At 64.4% G+C, this 19,320-nt stretch carries 16 protein-coding genes and 1 pseudogene; 9 read left to right on the top strand and 8 right to left on the bottom strand.

Annotated elements, in window-relative coordinates:
- The first annotated feature begins 142 nt into the window (after window positions 1–142).
- The 6 genes from IV498_RS10455 to IV498_RS10430 all read left to right on the top strand — a co-directional run bounded on the left by IV498_RS10455 (window position 143) and on the right by IV498_RS10430 (window position 4,709).
- Complete coding sequence (locus IV498_RS10455; protein ID WP_269046499.1) at window positions 143–1,468, top strand: ParB/RepB/Spo0J family partition protein; 1,326 nt, start codon at window positions 143–145, stop codon at window positions 1,466–1,468.
- A gap of 778 nt (window positions 1,469–2,246) precedes the next feature.
- Window positions 2,247–3,272 (top strand): DUF4192 family protein, encoded by a 1,026-nt coding sequence (locus IV498_RS10450; RefSeq protein ID WP_269046498.1) that lies wholly within the window; start codon window positions 2,247–2,249, stop codon window positions 3,270–3,272.
- A 171-nt stretch (window positions 3,273–3,443) separates the two neighbouring features.
- Complete coding sequence (locus IV498_RS10445) at window positions 3,444–3,602, top strand: hypothetical protein (protein WP_269046497.1); 159 nt, start codon at window positions 3,444–3,446, stop codon at window positions 3,600–3,602.
- 107 nt (window positions 3,603–3,709) lie between these two features.
- Window positions 3,710–3,946 (top strand): hypothetical protein, encoded by a 237-nt coding sequence (locus tag IV498_RS10440; RefSeq protein ID WP_269046496.1) that lies wholly within the window; start codon window positions 3,710–3,712, stop codon window positions 3,944–3,946.
- The gene (locus IV498_RS10435; RefSeq protein ID WP_269046495.1) at window positions 3,943–4,230 is read left to right on the top strand and encodes a hypothetical protein; all 288 of its coding nucleotides are present in this window, start codon (window positions 3,943–3,945) and stop codon (window positions 4,228–4,230) included. Before IV498_RS10440 ends, IV498_RS10435 begins: the two co-directional genes overlap by 4 nt.
- A gap of 2 nt (window positions 4,231–4,232) precedes the next feature.
- On the top strand, window positions 4,233–4,709 hold the full coding sequence (locus IV498_RS10430; RefSeq protein ID WP_269046494.1) for a hypothetical protein: 477 nt from the start codon (window positions 4,233–4,235) through the stop codon (window positions 4,707–4,709).
- Here IV498_RS10430 and IV498_RS10425 read toward each other — a convergent pair.
- Window positions 4,706–5,104 carry a hypothetical protein gene (locus tag IV498_RS10425; protein ID WP_269046493.1) on the bottom strand — a complete coding sequence of 133 codons (399 nt, stop codon included), beginning with the start codon at window positions 5,102–5,104 and terminating at the stop codon, window positions 4,706–4,708. The two genes, IV498_RS10430 and IV498_RS10425, sit on opposite strands and share 4 nt — an antisense overlap.
- A gap of 416 nt (window positions 5,105–5,520) precedes the next feature.
- On the opposite strand from IV498_RS10425, the pseudogene mobF reads away from it, so the two are divergent.
- From mobF to IV498_RS10410, 3 genes and pseudogenes are all read left to right on the top strand, one after another.
- Window positions 5,521–6,699, top strand: a pseudogene (mobF, locus tag IV498_RS10420) (MobF family relaxase); the annotation flags it as partial.
- Window positions 6,700–6,819: 120 nt separating this feature from the next.
- The gene (locus tag IV498_RS10415) at window positions 6,820–10,017 is read left to right on the top strand and encodes an ATP-dependent DNA helicase (RefSeq protein ID WP_269046500.1); all 3,198 of its coding nucleotides are present in this window, start codon (window positions 6,820–6,822) and stop codon (window positions 10,015–10,017) included.
- Between the two features lie 50 nt (window positions 10,018–10,067).
- Window positions 10,068–11,225, top strand: coding sequence for a hypothetical protein (locus IV498_RS10410; protein WP_269046492.1), 1,158 nt, complete (start codon window positions 10,068–10,070; stop codon window positions 11,223–11,225).
- A 185-nt stretch (window positions 11,226–11,410) separates the two neighbouring features.
- Here the strand turns inward: IV498_RS10410 and IV498_RS10405 are convergent, their stop codons facing one another.
- From IV498_RS10405 to IV498_RS10375, 7 genes are read right to left on the bottom strand one after another with little or no spacing between them, the layout of a single operon-like run.
- The gene (locus IV498_RS10405) at window positions 11,411–11,809 is read right to left on the bottom strand and encodes a hypothetical protein (protein ID WP_269046491.1); all 399 of its coding nucleotides are present in this window, start codon (window positions 11,807–11,809) and stop codon (window positions 11,411–11,413) included.
- A gap of 10 nt (window positions 11,810–11,819) precedes the next feature.
- Window positions 11,820–12,446: a hypothetical protein gene (locus IV498_RS10400; protein ID WP_269046490.1), complete on the bottom strand. Its 627-nt coding sequence runs from the start codon at window positions 12,444–12,446 to the stop codon at window positions 11,820–11,822.
- 15 nt (window positions 12,447–12,461) lie between these two features.
- A complete protein-coding gene (locus IV498_RS10395; RefSeq protein ID WP_269046489.1) occupies window positions 12,462–13,565 on the bottom strand; it encodes a CHAP domain-containing protein in 1,104 nt (367 codons plus the stop codon).
- Complete coding sequence (locus IV498_RS10390) at window positions 13,558–14,244, bottom strand: hypothetical protein (protein ID WP_269046488.1); 687 nt, start codon at window positions 14,242–14,244, stop codon at window positions 13,558–13,560. Before IV498_RS10390 ends, IV498_RS10395 begins: the two co-directional genes overlap by 8 nt.
- Window positions 14,241–16,076 carry a type IV secretory system conjugative DNA transfer family protein gene (locus IV498_RS10385; protein ID WP_269046487.1) on the bottom strand — a complete coding sequence of 612 codons (1,836 nt, stop codon included), beginning with the start codon at window positions 16,074–16,076 and terminating at the stop codon, window positions 14,241–14,243. The genes IV498_RS10390 and IV498_RS10385 overlap by 4 nt, the downstream gene beginning before the upstream one ends.
- Entirely contained in the window at window positions 16,076–17,701 is a 1,626-nt protein-coding gene (locus IV498_RS10380; RefSeq protein WP_269046486.1) for an ATP/GTP-binding protein, read from the bottom strand. Before IV498_RS10380 ends, IV498_RS10385 begins: the two co-directional genes overlap by 1 nt.
- Window positions 17,698–19,320, bottom strand: coding sequence for a hypothetical protein (locus tag IV498_RS10375; RefSeq protein WP_269046485.1), 1,623 nt, complete (start codon window positions 19,318–19,320; stop codon window positions 17,698–17,700). The genes IV498_RS10380 and IV498_RS10375 overlap by 4 nt, the downstream gene beginning before the upstream one ends.

Here is a 19,320-nt window from a genome sequence, read left to right as displayed (position 1 = left end):
TTGCCCTGCGAGTAGACAGGCCTCCGTCGGCCACAGCTACGCAAGCTTCGCCAGCAACCAAAAAACAACGGGGAAATGAAGAGAGTAGCTGGCCGGGTCACACCGCCCTCTCACCCCATCCTCTGCAAAGGAACAAGAAACCATGAGCGAGAAAACACAGGAACTGGTTCAGCTAGACCCAGCCACCCTGACAGTGGACACCAACGTTCGCAAGGACGCGGGACTGACTCCGGCCTTCGTGTCCAGCATCCGCGAACTCGGCGTGCTCGAACCCGTCATTGCCCACCGGAAGGCCGATGGCACCGTGCACGTGCTAATGGGCCAGCGCCGCACCCTTGCCGCCGTCGAGGCGAAGTTGGACGCCATCCCCGTGGTGGTCATCGACAGCCCCGACGAGGCCGACCGCATCATCACCCAAGTGGTGGAGAACATCCAGCGCGCCGAGCTGGGCCACGCAGACCAGGCCATGGCCTTCCAGCAGCTTTCCCTGCTGGGAATGCCAGCGGCTAAAATCGCCAAGAAAATGGGCCGCACCAAGACCGACGTTGAACACGGCATCGCGGCCAAGTCCACCGACGCCGGGGCCAAAGCACTGGAAGACGGACACGACTTCGAGGCGGCCCTGATCTTCGCAGAGTTCGCAGACGACGCGGACGCCACGGAAGAAATCGAGTCCGTGCTGGCCGACGAACCGGCTCAGCTCCACCACGTCGCCCAACAGTTGCGCGACAAGCGCGAAGCCGAGCAAGAACTAGCCGCCGAAATCACCGCCCACGAAGGCCGGGGCCTTACCTTCCTAGGCGAGATGAACGACGTTGACGACGCGGAAGCCCTGCGGGTAGGTTTCTTGCGCAGGACGGATGGCGAGGACGCCAACGACGAGGACGCCAACGCCTTCACCGTCCGACGCACCTACAACGGCGCAAGCATCGAACTGATGGTCACCGGCTGGAAAGCCCTCGGCTTCGATGACAAGTACGCGGGCAGCTCACGGACAACCACCAAGGGCCCCATGAGCGACGAGGAAAAGGCTGAGCGTCGGACCCTCATAGCCAATAACAAGGCCATGGAGTCGGCCAGCGTGGTCAGGCTGGAATGGGTCAAGACCCTACTCTCCCGCAAGACGGCCCCGAAAGGGTGGCAGTACTTCACGGCCCTTTCCCTGACGAGCTTCTACGACATTGGCCGAAGCTACGAAGGGACCGTGGCGGCCGAGATGATCGGCGTCAAGGCCGAAACGGAGAACATCGGATGGGGTTATAACCCATTCAAGGACCACGTGGCCACCAACGCCACGCGACCAGAATTCGCCCTGCTGGCCATGATCTGCGCCAGCTTCGAAAAGCAGATTCCCAAGGACGCATGGCGGAACCCGGGCGCGGAAACCAAGTTCTACCTCGCCAAGCTGATCCAATGGGGATACATCCCTAGCGACGTTGAGAAGATCATCACCGACGCCGAAGACTAGACCGAGGGAACGGTGGCCACCGTAATCCGGTGGCCACCACTGCTGTCCATCCCACCCCAACAGGGTGCGGGCGTTTCCCCGCCCCGGGCCACCCTGGGCGCGGGGAGACAGCAGCGAAACGCCATCGGCGGGACATCGCCCACGCAGACCAGGCGAACCGGAACCAGTGCCACGGCACTTGGCCGTTGCTGGACCTGTTGAGCGCCTGGCCAATACTGCCAAGGCAGCACACCAAAACTTCTTTGCAGAGAAGAAACATACTGTGGGGCGGCCAATAGCCGGCCCCTCAGTATGTTGTGAGCAATTTCTCTGGTCCCGACCAGGGGAGCGTACGCCGGCTTTGGTGATGCTGGGTCGCGGCCGCTGCGCGTCCGTGTCCCGGGGGCCTGGTGCTCGCGAGCTCGCACCAGGTTAGCGGGCGTCCGCTGCGCGTCCGGCTGTTGGGGGTGGTCCCGGCTCCGCAAGCTCCGCCGAGCCCACCCCTATTTCTACGCTTCGCGTTTTTTGGTTGCTGTCCTTCGGATTTTACGTGTCCGCTCCACCCCGTCTAGCCCCTCCTTCGTCGGGGCCTGCGCCCGGCAAAAGCATGTTCCGGCGCTCCTACGTCGCTTATTTCCTCCACACATTTTCCCGGGCTTGCCCTTGCGGGTAGACAGGCCTCCGTCGGACACAGCTACGCAAGCTTCGCCAGCAACCAAAAAACAACGGGGAAAAGAGAGAGCAGCTGGCAAGGTTACGCCGCCCCCTCACCCCATCCTCTGCAAAGGACACCAAAACCATGAACGAGAAAATGAAAGTTTCAACCGGGGCAGGCATCATTGCTTTCGCCCTGCACACGCTGGGATTCGTGCCCACCGAGTCGCTGGTGATCATGGGCGTGGCAGGTAATCGCATGCGGGCCACGCTCCGCATGGACCTGCCCCGCAGCGAGGCGGCAAATGAGACCATCTCGACGGTGGCCACCTCCGCGATACTCAGCGACGTTGAAGCCACCGCTTCACTGTTTATCGTCTTCACCGGAGACACCGGCACGGACGGCCAGCCGCGCGAAGCACTGGTGGAAGCTCTCATGCGCGAGCTCGTTAAGGGCGGCATTCCCGCCCGTAACGGGTGGCTCGTTGGTCCCGAGGGCTGGATGAGCTACCTCGACCTTGACGCACAGATGCACCCGATGAGCGAAGTCACCGACGGCATCACCAACGCCGAGCTGACATTCCGCGGCTCCAGCTACGCGGCAACGAACGAGGCCACCATCCCCGACTTCGCCGGAGACGCCATAGCCACGGCCACACGTATCGCCGCGCAGGTCACCTCGACTGAAACCGACACGTTCGACACCGCGGCCGAGCCGATGGTCACCGCCCGGGCAACCTGGCAAAACACCATCGACAGCCGCGCCACGGCCGAGGACAACACGGCGTTGATCGCGTTCCTCCAAGACGCCATGATTCGTGACCGGCTCATGGCCGACATCGTCGCCACGTCCACCAGTGTCGAGGACTTCAACAACGCCATGATGGGCAACCTGACCGATGCCCCGAACTGGCGCCGTGTTGACGACGCCGAGGCCACGCTGTTGCAGCTGCTTACCGAAACGCCCGGCAAGTACCGCGCGCCGCTGCTGACCGTCACCGGATGGATTCAGTGGCTCAAGGGCAAGGGAACGCATGCCAGTCAGTACTTCCTCGCCGCCCTGGAAACAGACGGAAGCTATCAGCTGGCCCAACTCTTCGACCGGCTCACCGACGCCGGACACGTCGCCCCGGTAGCCAAGAACCAAGCCACCGGTTACAAGCCGGAATAGCCACCAACTGGCGGGGCACCCACAAAGTGCCCCGCCAGCCTTTCGTGCCGGCGGCCTCCCCCGCTTCGCTCCTCCGTCCGCCGGCAACGCTGCGCGCACTCAAGCCATCCAAGCAACCAGCCGCCGGGGACGGTACAGTGAAACAAAGAACACGGCACTCGGGAGGAAACCATGACCGCAACCGATTACCAGGGCAGCCCCCACACCATCAGTTACGAACAGCCCTCGGGTGCCGAACGCCAGGCAGCCGGACAACTTGCCCAGGCTCGTCACAACCTGGGCCCAATGGACATCACCCACGACGTGGCGATGGACGAAGTCCCGGACTAAACTGGACACCAGAAACATCAAAGATTTTCCAATGCAGAGGAAAAACACTGAAGGGCCGGCACCCGTGCCGGCCCTTCAGTGTCTGTCCCCACAGATACGCTGAAACCATGAGAACACTCATCGGTTTGGTCATTGCCCTATGCGGCTGGGTCATGGGGTTGTTCTTCGCTGCGATCTCCTTGGCCGCAATGGGAGGCGGGATCCTCCGCATGGATACGAAGCTGTTCTTCGATGGTGCCGGCACTTTGCTGGTCGGCTTCGTTACCTGGTGGATTTTGGTCTTCATGGCCAGCCTGTATGGAATCCCCCGCCCACGACTTGTGAGGAAAAGGAAGCAACGATGAGCACCATGGAAACCGTCTACGCGGTCAGTGATCCGAAGCCGACCGTCGAGGCCGCCGTGCGGCAGCTGGCGAACCGGATCGATGAGAACGTGAACGGAATCCAGTCGGTGTTTGAGAGCAACGGGGACCAGTTGTGGAACGCCGAGTCGGCCTCCCACACCGTCACCGCAGTGACCGTTAGTGAGCGACGACCCGCGGGCCGCCTCTCGCGTGAGGACGTGCCGGTCACCCACTATGTTGCCTCCGCCATTTTGATGGTCACATTCCAAAAGAAGCTCGACTAACCATGACCCCGGCGGAGCGCTTTTGGGCCAAGGTGGCCAAGGGCCCGGACCCGGAAGACCACTGGTTGTGGAGGGCGGCAGTCGCCGATGACGGCTACGGCAGATACACGCTCAACGCCGGTGGGCGGACCGTGGCGGTGCGCCCACACCGCTACGCCTTCCATCTGGCCAGCGGCCGGCCGTTGGACGGTTTTGGGACCCTCATGCACGAGTGTGACGTGCCGCTTTGCGTCCGTGCTACGACCGGCCAAGACACGCATGTGGTCGAGGGAAGCACGAGGGCGAACATGCTGGACCGGGCCCGTAAGGGACGTGATGCGAACGGCACGAGTTTTCATTGGCGCGGGCTGGCCAGGGAACACTTCGCCGCACGTTCCCATGCGCTGCGTGATGAAGTACGCGCCTACGGGTGGACCCGTCCGGAACGTATCGCCGCACTCATTGCCGGCACCGACCCGGACGCGCCAACCCTGTTCTAAGCGGCCGGTGTCTGCTCCTGATCCTGGACGGCTGGGTCCTTCGCGTCCACGGTGGCTATGGGTGCCGGCACTGTGCCGGTGAGCCGTTTAAGTTCCGCGCCGGTTACTCCGAGCCGGGCAGCGACGGCAGCCCTGCTCTCACCGGTAGCGAGCATTTCCTGAACCTTCCCCGCCGCGTCGGCCCGGGCCCCTCCGGCGTCGCGTTCCGCCTGGGCAAGGATCGCATCAGCCTTGACCTGGGCATCCCGGCGGACCTGTTCGGCGCGGTCCTGGTGAACGAAGAATTCTGCCGCCTGCTCAATCAGCTTTTCGTGTCGGGCCGTCAGAGCTTGGGCCTTGAGCAGCGCCTTCTCCCGTGCCGCCAGCTGTACCGACGATTTCCGTGGTGCTGCCATCAGTGACTCCTCTATCTCGTGCCCCCGTAGAACCTAACGGCTAGCGCTGTGCCGGTTTACAAGAGGGGCGGCTTTGCCGCTGAACCGGTCCTCGCTGACGCTCGAGCTGGCCTGGCCCGGGTTACCCACACGTGGATAGCTCCGAGATAATGGGCGTCTCTCCGCTGCCCACCCACGGATAACCCGGGCTGACGGTTCTACACAATCGAATGCACGGTGGATAACGAAAAACGTGTTACCCACCGCCCATTCTCATGTGCAGAACCGCATCAACGACTTGATGGCCCCATCTTAGTGTTTTCTGTCCAGTTTCACCGAGTTTGCTCCTCCGTCACTTCCCACCGATTCCACAAGTCACAAACACTAAGATTTGTCACACCTCATGCATCATCGATAAGTGTGGGCGGTTTGGCGCTATGCTGGGTGTCATGATGACCGTGCACAAGCTCAGTGCCGGCGACGGATACACGTACTACACCCGTGAAGTCGCCAGTGCCGATGAGCTGCGGGCGGCGGGGCGTGAACTCGGTGATTACTACACCGTGGACGGCAGCCCTCCGGGCCAGTGGGGGGGCGGCGGCATCACGCATCTGGGTGTTTCCGGTGAGGTCACCGAGGCACAGATGGCCGCCCTGTACGGGCAGGGCCTGCACCCGGAGGCGGAGACGATGCTGGCCGCAGGGCGGGACATCAAGGATGTTCGGCTGGGCCAGCGATACCGCCGCTACGCACAAAAAAACGATGAGCTGGCCGGGCGGATCAACACCGCCCTGGGCGACTACGAACGCATGAACCATAAGGAGCCGGACGCCGACACCCGGCGTCTTATCCGTATGAAGGAAGGCGCCCAGTACTTCCGGGAAGTGAACGGCCGCAACGCCTCCGACAAGGAGGAACTGGGACGCTTCGTCACCGCTGAGACGAAACCGGGCTCCCAGGCGGTGGCCGGATATGACCTGGTGTTCGCCCCGGCCAAGTCGGCCTCGGTGTTGTGGGCCATTGGCGGCCAAGAGGCCCGCCAGGAGATTGAAGCCGCCCACCAGGAGGCCATCAGCGAGGCCATGGCGTTCCTGGAAACGGAAGCGACCTACACCCGGCGCGGCCGCAACGGGGTCCGTCAGGAAGACGTTGACGGGGGCCTGGTGTACACCAAGTTCCGGCACTACGACTCCCGCAACGGGGATCCTCAACTGCACGATCATGTGGTGGTCTCGAACAAGGTCCGTGGTGTGGATGGGCAGTGGTCAAGCCTTGACGGCGGGCTGTTGTATCAGTTCAACGTGGCCGCGTCCGAGTTCTAGAACAGGGCCGTGATGGAGAAGATCTGCACCCGCCTGGGGGTGGGTTTGATCGAGCGCAAGGTCGGCGGAAACCGGCCCGTGATGGAGATCGCCGGGGTGGATGTTGCCGCGATTGAGGCCGCATCTTCCCGCCGTGCGGGCATCAAGGTGGCCTTGGATGAGTTGGTGGTTGAGTTCACCGAAAAGCACGGTTACACCCCCACCACGAAACAGATGATTGACCTTGCCCAACGGGCGACCCTGGAGACCAGACCGGCGAAAAAGGAGGCCCGCCAACTCTCGGTGTTAGTTGATGAGTGGACGCAGGGACTTGGCGGCTTGGAAGGTGTTGAGGTCGGTCCGGCTGCCGTGGAGAAGGCGCGGTTGCACCGACATGACGCCCGCGACCAGGACGGCACGGACTCCCTTCCGTGGATGGTCGTTCATGCCGATGAGATCGACCCTGCACAGGAAGCAGCAGAGGTCATCACCACCCTGGAGCGCGGGCGCGGCGTCTGGGGGGAGCACCATAGAGACGCTGAAACCAGGCGCCGGCTCGGCTCACGGTTCGGTGAACTGCCGATCCCGCCGGCACTGATTGAACAGGTCAAGGCCCGTGCCATTGACCAGTTTTCCTTGCGCATCACCCCCGAGGCACCCGTGCCGGAACCGGCAGCGCTGCGGTTGAAGAACGGGCAGAGCAAGTACGGCAAAGCCCACCGGACCCTCTACACCTCCTCCGGGATCCTGCACAGCGAAGACAGGCTCCTCACTGCCGCCGGTCGCGTCGTGATCCCGGCGGCCACCAACGAATCCTTTGAGGCAGCACTGGCGACCCAGGTCAAGACTTTCGATGCCGGGCAGCTGCGCATGGCCCGCGACTTTGCATGTAGCGACCGGCTGCTGCTGGTCGGTGTTGGTCCTGCCGGGGCCGGTAAAACGACCGCGCTAAAGCTCGCCGCTGATACGGTCAGGGAAGCGGGCGGCCGGGTGATTGGTCTGGCCCCGACGGCTGTTGCCGCCGCGGTCATGGGTACCGAACTGGGGGCCAAAGCCACCACGATCGACTCCTTCATTCTCGGTCACCAGCGGGAGGACCCACACAGGATCATCCCCCGACCCGGGGATGTGATCATCATCGATGAGGCCGGCATGGTGGGAACCCAACTCTTTGCCGCAGCCGTTACGATCGCGGATCAATATGGTGCTGTTGTCCGTGCCCTGGGTGATGACCAGCAGCTTTCCGCCGTCGGTTCGGGAGGTGCGCTGCGGCTGTTGAAGAACACGGTAGGGGCCGTGTACCTGGAGGATCTGCACCGCTTCCGCAACGCCGACGGCACCGCGAACGACGCTGAGGCGGCCGCGACCCTGGCCCTGCGGGAACCGCCCGCCGTGGGTGCGGATGATCCCTGGGGCTTTTACCGGGACAACCGGCGGGTTGTTGGTGGGGACGCGGAGACGATGACCTCCCAGGTCTTTACTGCCTGGCAGAAGGACACCCTGGCGGGTAAGCACTCGGTCATGATGGCTTTTGATAATGTCACCGTCACGGAGCTGAACGCCCGCGCCCAGGCCTACCGGCTCGGCACGGGGGCGCTGGAGGCTGACGGGCCGGCCGCGACGCTGCGCGACGGGCTGACCGCCCGGGTCGGGGATGTCATTGTGACCCGGGAGAACAACCGCAGGCTGAGCGTGAACCGCGGGAAAGACTTCGTGAAGAACAACGATGTCTGGCACGTGCGCGAGGTCCACGAGGACGGCTCCTTGAGTGTGCGGCACGAGAGCCACGCCGGGATGATCACTCTCCCCGCGGAGTACGTGCGCCAGAAGACCATGCTGGGCTACGCCGCGACCATCCACCGCACCCAGGGCATCACGTGCGACACCACGCACGCGATGATCAGTTCCACCCTCTCGCGTGCGCTGGCCTACGTCGCGGCCTCCCGCGGGAGAGAGTCGAACCGGCTCTATGGGGTGCTCGGTGAGGGGGAAACATTGGAGGACGTGCTGGTGTCCGTGGCGGCTAACCATGATGGGAACCTCACCGCGCATGAACAAATGGATGCCGCCCGCGCCCAGGCACGTGCGCTGCCGGAAATGTCCGAGGTGTACCGGGACATCGACGGTCAGGCGAACGAGCTGCGGATGGCCAACATAGTGCGCCGCGTGCTCGGTGAAGGCACCGCCGCACCCTTCACCGCCTCCGATGCGTGGGGAGCGATCGCCGCCCACCTGCGGGCAGCGGAAACCGAAGGTTTCAACCTGGCGAATCTGATTACCGAATCCTTCGCCGATCGCGATTTCGGAACAGCCGATGATGAAACCGCTGTCATGGCGTGGCGGGTGGAGAGCCGGCTGGAGAACTGGCGGGCCCGGGCCGCACAACAAGACCCACGGCCCCTGGAGGCGGTCAGTGACGAGGCCCTTGCCCGGTTGGAACGCCGGGCAGCCGGGGAGATGATGCGCGCGAAGGCCGACGCCGGCCAGGCCCCGGGCATCCAGACACCAGGGCAAAAGGACCTGATGCGCGGCTGGCGGGCCGAGCAGAAGGAAACACCCTGGCAACGACGCCTGCATGGGCAGCTCAGTGACGACGAGCTGGAGACCAGGGCCACGGCCGCCGACCGCAAGACCCGCACCGATACGATCATCAACGACCCCGCCGCCGCGTTCAAAGCCCACTGGCTGCTGTCATCTTTGCAGAAGGAAAAGACGCTTCGTGGGCTGATGCACCCGGAGGCCCGCGCGGATGAGGCCTACCAGCGCGGCGCCGTGTCCAACCACCGGCGGGAAGCCAACACTCCCAGGGCCCAGGCAGCTGCGCAGATCCACCAACGGATCAGTGCCGAAATCGAGGTCCGCCGGCACCTGCCGGAACCCGTGGCCCCGGCCCCGGCCACGGACGGGCTGCCGGCCTGGCTGGCCCCGAACGATGTCCTGACCCACCCGGACACGCCGGCCCTCTGGCGCAAAGAACTCCAGGCCCGCCGTGAGCTGATGGCCACCGAGGTCACCCGGCTCGGCGCCCAGCTCGCCGCAGAATCTCCGGTGTGGGCGGCACCCTTGGGGCCGGTGCCCTCCGATACGGAACATCAGGAACAGTGGCGCCGGCTTGCCGTGGAGATCTCCACCTACCGGGACAGTTACCGGATCCCGGCCAGCGAGGCCACCCCAATTCCCGCAACCCACCAGGGCAAGGGGACAGGGGCGGAGCTGGCAGCCCGGATCACGGCCCTGCACAAGTACGGTGCCCAAACCCGCAAGGAACCCCTCACGGCAGCCGACGCCGCCCTCATGGCCGACGCCGCTCAGGTCGAAGCGCTGGTGAAGGAAACCCCCACACCGGCCGAACACGTCGTGGACGAGCTGCGCCAGACCCGGGGTACGGAAGCCGAGCTGAGCCCGGCCCAGGAACGGGCAGAGAGGGCCGCTGCCCTGGCCCGGAAGGTTCGGGCGAACCAGCGCCCCGCCGGCCCGGGCGGCCCGGGCCCGCGGGAAGGTTCCGAAGCCGTGAAGGAAGCCATGGAGAACATCCGTGCCCGCCGGGCCGAAGAAGACGCCCGGCGCCAACAAACCCGCCACGACGAGGACCCGGCACCCCGGCAGGACCGTGGGCCCGGCCACAGCCGATAGGCTCGGCTCATGTCGATCTCCTTCCGGTGTCGGACTGAGCGGGCACTTCCATGAGCGGGATGCACGGTTTCGGTCTGACCGATCCAGTTCTGAGCACTCTCTATACGCGCACGAAGGGGCCCGTCGCGTTCATCGATGAGTCTTACAGGGAGCCACTGCGCAATAACGAGCGCCCCTTTTACATGATGTCGGCGGTCATTGTCGGCCGTAACCAAGGCTCGCTTATCCGGGATGTGTTGATGGACATCCCGGGGAGCCGGTACTGGCACACCACCGAGGCCTATCGGACGGAACCGGGGAAAAGGGTCATCGCCGAGATGATCGACTACCTGGCAGAGGCCGTTGACTACAACATCATCACGGTCCAATCGGAGGTCCGTCGGGAAGACCCCGGCATGCACCAAGCCCGTGATGAGTGCTTGGGGGCGTTGGCTAAGGAAGTCACCCGCGGATCCGGCAGCAATGCCGTGCGGTTGATGGTGCTTGAATCGAGGAACATCAACTACTATCCCCATGGGGACAGGGACGACAACCGTGTTCTGACTCGGCTTAGCGAGAGCAACGCCATCGACCCATCAACACGATTTCATCACACCTCGCCAGGAAAGGAACCCCTGCTGTGGGCTGCCGACCTGTCGGTGTGGGCCTTTCGACGCCAAGTGGCGGTCGGGGACAACGACTGGTTCGCGCCGTTGGAAGATATTTCCACGGTCCTGCACGTCGACGGCCCCGATGTGTCCGTTAAAAGGAGCAACCCCCATCTGCCGCAGCCAAGTCCGGGGGTCCAACCGGTCATCGGCCACGTATCCGATCGTAATCGGGGCGGGGAACCGGTTGTTGCTTCACGTCCCAGTCTAGTATTTGCCGGGGCGGAAAGCGAGCAGCTGGCCCGCATCCGGGCCATTGCCGCCAGAGCGGGCCGCACGGTCGAGCAGGAAATAGTCCACGCCGTCGGAACGGACGATCCGAAACGCCTTATCGCCGCCGCGAACGTCTATCTCCGCCAGGTTGCCAACGATCCTGCCCGGGTACGACCCAAGATCGAGGAATCCCTGACCCGGAGTGCCGAAACGATCCTCCCCGAGACTGGAGCGGACCGGGTCAAGGCGGCCTTGGAAGCCCTGCGCCAACGTCGGGCCGCCGATACCGGCCCGGGCCCCGAGGCCCCGGAGAAAACGAAAGACCGCCGTCAGGGCTACCAAAGGTAGCCCTGACGGTGGTCTCGCCCCTGTGCGGGGACCGGGACGGACACGGGAAGGTGGGTGGACCGTGCCCGTCCCGGAGCTGTTACCGCCGTTGGGCGGAGGAGAAGAAGATGAAGCACCCGGCAACGATGAGGGCGACCACCCCGAACGGGGCAATGCCGGTGGCCAGGCCAATCCTTGTGACGGATTCACCCACGGCGCCGACCACCGTCCAAACACCAAGAAGCCCCAACGGCGATCCACCCCAGACGGGCGCGCCCGCTCAGTGCCATGGCCGCCGCTATCCCGGTTACTCCGGCAATGACGAGAAAGACCAGCAAGATGATCCCGATCAGTTTTCCATCGGGGCTGTGCGTGAACATTTGAGCGACCGCGACGAACAGGAACACGTAGCAGGCCACGGCCATGACCACCCCGACCCCGGCGGGGATCCGGCTGGAGTAGGCGGAAATGGAGTTGACGCCGACCAGGTACAGGGCGACGGCGAGGCCGGTCAGGGACCACCAGATGATCCAGGCGGTGGTGTTCCAATCGGGTGCGTGCTCGAGCGTGGGAGTGCCGAGAACTCCGGGAAGAAGATCGAACATGGTGGCGTCCTTATTTGTTGCCGGGAAGTGGGGGGACGATGGAGTTGGCCAGCCAGAATGCGGTCTGTGTGCTGCGCAGCATCGTCACCTGGTACACCCCATCGTCGGTGGGGACACCGACAACGACCTGAAACGGATTGTTCGGATCAGTCGTTGCCGTGGCCGTGCCGGTCATTTTCGAGACCGTCAAATAGGCCGGGTCGAACTTCCCCAACTCGATCGCGAACTGGTCCGTGATCCGGGGATGAATGCCCTCAAACCAGGTTCCGTGATCGGTGCCCGGTTTGATGTAGGCGCCCATGGCGGCCACGGCCGCTTCCAGTGCGGCGTCCTTGTCTCCCGCCGCCCACGAAGGGGCCGGCAGATTTGCCGGCCCGTTGTACTGCGGATTGTCCCCGCAAGAGACCTGGCACGTTTGGATGCCCGAGGTGGCCGGGGCCGGCTTCTGGCCGGACGTCCCGGCCGGCGCCGTGGCGGCCGCTGATGCCGCCGGTGCCGTGGCGGCCGCTGATGCCGCCGGTGTCGTGGTTGAGCTTGCCGCCCCGGCGGGCAAAGGAGTCGCCGTTGGCTGGGTCGAACACCCGGTCAACACCAGGGCCGCCCCAACCGCCAACACTGTCACTGCTCTTCTCATCATGGCTGTCCTCTTCGCTCACGCAGCCAGGCCGAAGGCCGCTGCCTGCTCTTTCGTGGGAATGTACAGGTATCCGGACGGGTAGCCGGGATCGATGGTGCGGGTGTAGTACTGGCCCGTGGGTGGCAGACCGAAGTTATAGCCTTCCTCGACCACTTTCCCGTCCGCGGTGATTTCTTTCACTATGGCGACGTGCCCGTAGGAACCGACCCCGTTGGCGTTGCGGGCGTACCAGATCACGGCCCCGACTTTCGGTGTCTTGGAGACGGTCCACCCTACCTGCTGCCATTTCAGGCCCCAGTCGCCGCCATCGCCTGGACCCAGCCGGGTCGCGTTCATTTTCGATTGATCGGTGATACCCAACTGCCCCATCGTCCTCCACCAGGCGAAGTCGGTGCAGTTGCGGTAGGCGAACCCGGTCACCGGGTTATTGGCGTTGTGTTCGGTGGTCTTCCACGGGTAGTCATCGCCGGCGGTGGACACCGCGGCGTTGGACACCGACAGGCCGGTGCAGCTGGCCGGTGGCGCCACGGACGTGGCCGGGGTGTCACCGTTCTGGGCGTACTTTTGTGCCGAGGCCAGGATTTTGGCCACGTAGTTTTGCGTCTCCGCGTACGGTGGGATGCCGCCGTACTGGAAGACCCGGCCGACCCCGGCGTTGTACCCGGCCAGGGCCAGGGATACGGCGGGCTGGCCCGAACTGGACGCCAGTGGCCCGACCTGGCCGACCAACGCTTTCATGTAGGCACCCTGCGCGGCGATTGCGGCCTCCGGGTCGAAGGGGTCTTTCCCTCCGCCGTAGCTGGCCCAGGTGCCCGGGATGAACTGGGACAGGCCTTGCGCGCCGGCCGGGGAGACCGCTTTGGGATTCCACCCGGATTCGGCCTCCAGCTGCGCGGCCAGTACCGAGGACGGCACACCGGAATCGGTGGCCGCTTTCTGTACCAGGGGCGCCCACCCGTTCGGGATGGTGCCGGCCTTCACCGGCTCCGTGCTGGACGCCGCGGCCGGGCAGGCGGCCGCCGAGGAACCGCCGGCCCCCAACAACGACATCCCCAACAGGGCCGCCAAGAAGATCACCGGCAGTGACACGGCCGTGAGAACCAGGAATCCCTTACGCACCCGATCTCCCTTCATCGTCGGTGGCGGGTGCCGGGGCCGCGGTCTCATCAGCGACGAAGGCCAGGAATGCCGCACTGGAACCTACCAACACGCGCCCGCCGGAAGAGGGACGGTGTTCACTTTCGCCCACACATGCCTTGAACGTCGCCCGGCGGGTGAACGCTTCCAGGGTGGGCCACAGGGCGCGGGTGAACCATTCGCTCAGTTCGAAACCGGGTTTCTTTGACTTTGCCAGGTAGGCGCCCTTATGGGCGACCATGAGCGCTGTCAGCAGTTCCACGGCGTCCGGGTGCTGGTACCAGCACGGGGCAATCCACCCCTCAGAGTTGGACCAGTGGCACAGGATCCGGTTTTGCAGCCAGGTCACGAACCCCTCGAGTTCCACCCACAGCTCGTGGCGTTGGGCCGGGTTGAGTTCCTTCCAGTACCACGGCCCGCCGGCCGGGTAGTTCGTAAGTTCCGCATACACGTACTCGGCGACTTCCTCCACGTTCCCCAGCCGGTCCAGGATCTCCGGGATCGCCTCAACGCCAGGGGCCGCCTCCATGGCTTCCCTGCCAGTGACCGGTGCGCCCGCGTCGGGCGGCTGCCACGCGTCCTCGGGCATAAAGTCTTCATCTTCCGGCGGCAGCGACTCCTCGGGCAGTGGTTCGTCTTCCGGTGGTGGTCCCTGTCTCATGCGCTCACCGTCCCGGCTGCTTCCACGGTGCGCTCGGCGGTGGTTTCCGCAGCGGTCGCGTCGGAGGCCTCTGTGGTGCTGATGCCTTCCTGACCCAGGCACCAGGTGCGGGAGTTCTTGAATTTCTCACTATCTACCCGCTCCCACCAGGGGACGACCTCGACCACGGCTTCAAGCTCCCGATACATCAACAGCACCCTGCCCTGTGGAAGTTTGCGGAGTTCATCGACCCGCATCTTCGCGTCGAGCTGCATGGACTTGGAGACGTTCACCGTCGGGACACCGTCCTGGCCTGATGAGGACGAGGAGGAGGTGTGTTCGACCCAGTGCTTGCCGATCAGCTCGGAGATCTTCGTCAAAAACTTCACATCGGAAATTCCGCCGAACACGGTCTTCGCCGCGGCGGAATCAAAAATCGTTTCTGCCCCTTCCTCACCCCACCGGTTCACCAGCTGGGAATAGGTTTGGACAAACACGGAGGTGTGGATCCCGTTGCCCCCGCCCTCGGACATGAGCGAGGGCAGGGAGGGCAGCGCGCAGGTGTTGGCCGCCTCATCCAGGATTGGCGACATATGGGTTTCCAGCTTCCCGGAGACGGTGCTGCCGGACTTGCGGATCGCGGCCTGCACCAAGGACTCGACCAGGGCGGTGACGATGGGAGCGGTGGAGGCGTTCATCGATACCCGGGTCAGGCAATACAGGGTGTTCGGCGCATCGGTGAAGGAATTGATGTCAATCCCCGCATCCCCCTCGACCGGGCACAACATGGAGAGCACGGTTTCGTTCTTCATCGGACCGGTGATCTTGCCCAGCGTGGTTTTGGTGTTACCGATAGTGTCCGGGTTGTTGGTCCGGCACCACTCATCCAGGTTCCCCGCCCAGGTTTTCACTGTCGGGGAATCGGAGCGCAGGATGTTCGCCGGCTCGTGCTCTTCAAAGTGTTGGGACCAGCGCAGCACATCACGCATCGTGCCGGCCGGTTTCAGGGCCGCGGCGTGCAGCAGCGCTTCCATGATCATTACGCAGCCGGCATCGAAATACCGGTCGGCAGAGGACGGGGCGCCGGTGCGCGGCATGGCGTTGACCATGGCCGCGGCACGCTCGGAGGCGATTTGCGGATCTGCGCAGCCGGCCACCATGTCCCACCGGACCTTATCCGGATACTGGCTTAACCCGTCGAAATCCGCGACATACACCCGTCCCAGATCCTTGCGCACTCCCACGGTCAGGCGGAGCACGTCCGGGCGGGTGCTGGTTGTGATCACCGAACCCGGTGCGTCCACGACCTGCCCGGCCACCATGAACGTTGTTTTGCCCCACTTCGGCGGGGCCACCGTGCACGCCGTGTCTTCGGTGCGGATCCCAATGTGCTTGCCCGCCAGCCGGTAGACGGCCGGGGCCAGGGAAGACTTCTCCGGGCCAGAGATCCGCATCTGTAGCGCCCTGGCCGTGCTCAGACCCTTCTCCCCGGTCTTGGCCCGGGCACGCTTGGCACGCCGGGTCTTCAACGCGAACAACGCACCAATCCAAGCCGCGAGCACCGCCACGATCAGCACCACCCACACCACCACCGGCCACCCCCACGCATCCGCCGGGTTGGACCCCACACCGACCGGGGAACCGCTGTGGGCGCCGGTCAGGGCGCTCTTGACCCCGGCCAGGAGGCCCTTCCACGTCGCGGCTATATCGGCCAGCCCGATGCCCGTGGTGATGACCAGGGCCAGGTGCCACAGCACGGCCGCGATCCCGGCGGTGAGGCCGATCTGCCACTTTGCCTTCGTTACCGCCGACCCGGCCGGGACATGATTGGATACCGAGGCGTTCTCACTCATCAGATGCTCCTATCCGGCTCAGCGAAGCCGGCGTCGGGGCGCTCGGTCAGTGCCCCATCAGTGTTGGTCATGTCCACTTCCCAGGAGGAACGGACATGTTCGATCTCGATCTCGGAGGTCTCGGCCCCGGTTTTGAGGAAATGGTGGCCGTTCTTCAGGGTCATGATGTCGGCCGCCGTGTCCGGATTGAGGCCGAACGTGCGCACACACCAGGTCGCGGCCTCGGGCCGGGTCTGGCGGAAGATGTGCACCGTCTGCGCTTCTTCGATGACCGCCATCCCGGGAGAACCGGGCTCGACATCGGTCGCTCCCTTGTGGATGTTGTAGATGTTCGAAATCCCCAGACCGCGGGAAAGTTTGATGTTTGAGCGCTGCTGCACGGCCATCGGACCGCCCAGGATGTGGCCGGCTTCCTCCACGATGACGTTCGTGCGGATACCCCGGTCCCGGCGGACCGTGCCTAAAAGCCACAGGTTCGCCAACCCCATCACCATCGGGATCGAGGGGCCGGTGTCCGGGAGCTGGGAAATATCGAACGATGTCAGCAGTTTGTTCAGCTGAACGCTCTTGGACGTTTCTCCGTCGAAGATTGCCCCGTAGGTTTCCAGCAGCTCATTGAAGCAGAACCTCATGGAGATGCCGCTCTTGTGCAGCAGTTCCAGCGTATCCGGGCTCATGCCGGACAGGCTGGGTTCCTTGGGATCGATGATGCCCAGCAGGTCATGCAGATCCGCAGTCGTAGGCGTGCGCCCGCCCTCGAACTTTTTCAGCATGGCCCGGTAGGCCAGGCGCAGCGCCTTCCGCTCCCACTCGTCCGGGCCCTTGCCCTCGCGCATCAGCGCCGGGACCGTGTTCAGGTACACGAGCTGGTTGTTCATCCCGTCATCGTTTACCCCGGAAATCGCCCGGTCCAAGATGTTGAACTTCACCCCGGACCCGTCCAGGGCAAACCGGACGGGGGTGTTGATCCGGCCCGCCCGCCGGTCCGCCGGTTCCGTATGGAAGCGGACTGTCTCGCCGTACTCCCCCTCGCCGCCCTCGTTCTTCTTATCAATGACCACTGCCCGGCGGTTGCGCAGGATCAACGGCCGCAACACATACACCGTCTTCGTATAAGAGGACTTCCCGGACCCGACATCACCGATGACCAACACGTTCGTGGAGGTCACCAGGCGCGGGGTGGCGTTGTAGTCCGTGACCGGGTCCTTGCTGATCGCCGTCTGCGAGAGCACATCACGGCCCGCCGCGACACCGGCCACACCCGTCGGCGCGGCAATCAACGCCGTATTCAAAATCTCTGCCTGCCTGGTCGTCGAGGGGGCGCCGGGCACGGCCGGGGCATAAAACCCGGCGGCGGCTTTACGTTTCTTGACCCGCAGCACCGAGCCCTGTTCCTCGAACGGGGTCCACTCCCCCAGACCCGCGCCAGCGTCTTTGGCGGCCTCCACTTCTTCGACGGCCGGGGCAGCGAAAATCCGCAACAACGGCAGCCGCATGATCCAGGAACCCTTCGCCCCGGGGCCATCAACCGTGACAACCCCCTGGATCTCTTCCATCAACGGAATCACCGGCTGGTCCTGCCCGTCGACGCCCTTTTGCGCGATCTTCTCCACCACACCCATCACGCCACCTTCTCTTCCTTCTCAGCCCTGCCGGCAAGGCGGTTCATCAGCTTGGCACCGGTCGTTGGTTTCGATGGTTTCAGGCCGCGGAAAATCGGCCACGTCGTTCCCGACGCCGCCGACTGGTACGTGTCCAGCCACAGCAATTTCTGGATGCCGGCCGCGTTCGCGGCCGTCTCCGCCAGACGGCGGGACGCCTTCGTCAGATCCTTGTGAGTCTTGGCCGAAATCGTGATGAAACCAACCCAATTCACCCCGTGCTGGCCACTGCCAGGCATCAGGTCAGTACCCCGGGCCCGGGCCGAACGCAGATTCACATCCGTGCCCGGATCAACCAGCTGGCCCTTGCCCTGCTTCGCGATCACCGCGGCCATGTCCCGCACCACATCCCTGGACGCCAGCAACCTCGCGTGCTCGGCCGGGACCAGCTCAAGCTGGAAAGACAGGGTCCGCGCCCCGGAGCCGGCGTTATGAAGTAACGCCAGCAACCAGTAAGGGCTCCGCTCCCCCGTCTCCATCTGGGCGGCGGTGACCATCGCCGTCCGGTGCCCCCACAGCACCTCCTCACCGCTGAAAGGATCCGTGCCCTGCACCCAGTGCGCATTCCAGTCATCATGGGAGGCCAACCCCATCCGGCGCGGGGACACCCCGGCGACCATCAGCGGCGGGCGGGACGGGTTCTGCTGGTGCAGCATCATCGCCACCACGCCCCGGGCACTCATCGGCTTAACCACACCCAGCTGCGCGGTCCGCAAGGCCCGCACCATCGAATCAATCTCTTGGCCCATCAAGGCCCGCCAACCATCCCGGCCCGGCCCGTGCTGCTCCGCAGCCGCCAAAAAATCTCCGCTCAACGGCCACCGCAACACTTGAATATGGCGTTGGACAAACGTGTTCTTCCCTGTCCGGGTCAACACCTCCTGATAAGAGGCAACAGCGTCCTCCAGGGCGTCGGGGGAAAGGTTCTCCTGCACCCACGCCTCGTTCAACGCCAAATCCGGTGGCAACACCCGCGTGATCGACTGGACACCACGCACCAATGAGGACGGGGAGGCATGATTGGCCAGCAATGTCCCAAACCCGGCCTGCGCCTGCTCCTGCCGGCTCCCGGACTCCGCCCCCCGCAACTGCCCGGAAACCTCAAAAGCGACCGACAAATACGCCTCCTCCCCCGCCGGAGTATGCCAGGCAATACCCGGCATGTTCGCCGCGGCCTGCAACCAGCCCATCCCATCAGCACCATCCGGGCGCGACCGCACCGCAGCCAACGCCCTCGCCCGCTCCTTGCGCGAACGGGGACCGGTGGACGCCTCCGCATGGGCTTCCTCCCACGCCAGCGCCGAGTACGGCAAAAAACGATCCGTTCCCGTGGCCCTCCGTACCTTCCACCGCAGGCGCCGTTCGCGGCGCTCCAGCCAGGACCCGTTATGCGTATTCACCGTCACCGCGAACACGACCAATGCCAGTACAAGCGCCAGGACCAGGCCCGGCCAGCCGACCCACATCACCCCGACCCAGCCCAGCAGGGCGCAGCCCATCAGACCAATGATCTGTGGCTTAGACCGGATACCACCAAAGAAACTCCGGTGCGCCGATTCCCCACCAATAAACCGATTACCCAT

The sequence above is a fragment of the Paenarthrobacter sp. Z7-10 genome (genome assembly GCF_026932795.1).
Classification (GTDB): Bacteria; Actinomycetota; Actinomycetes; order Actinomycetales; family Micrococcaceae; genus Arthrobacter_M.
This window is presented reverse-complemented; position numbering and strand designations above follow the sequence as displayed.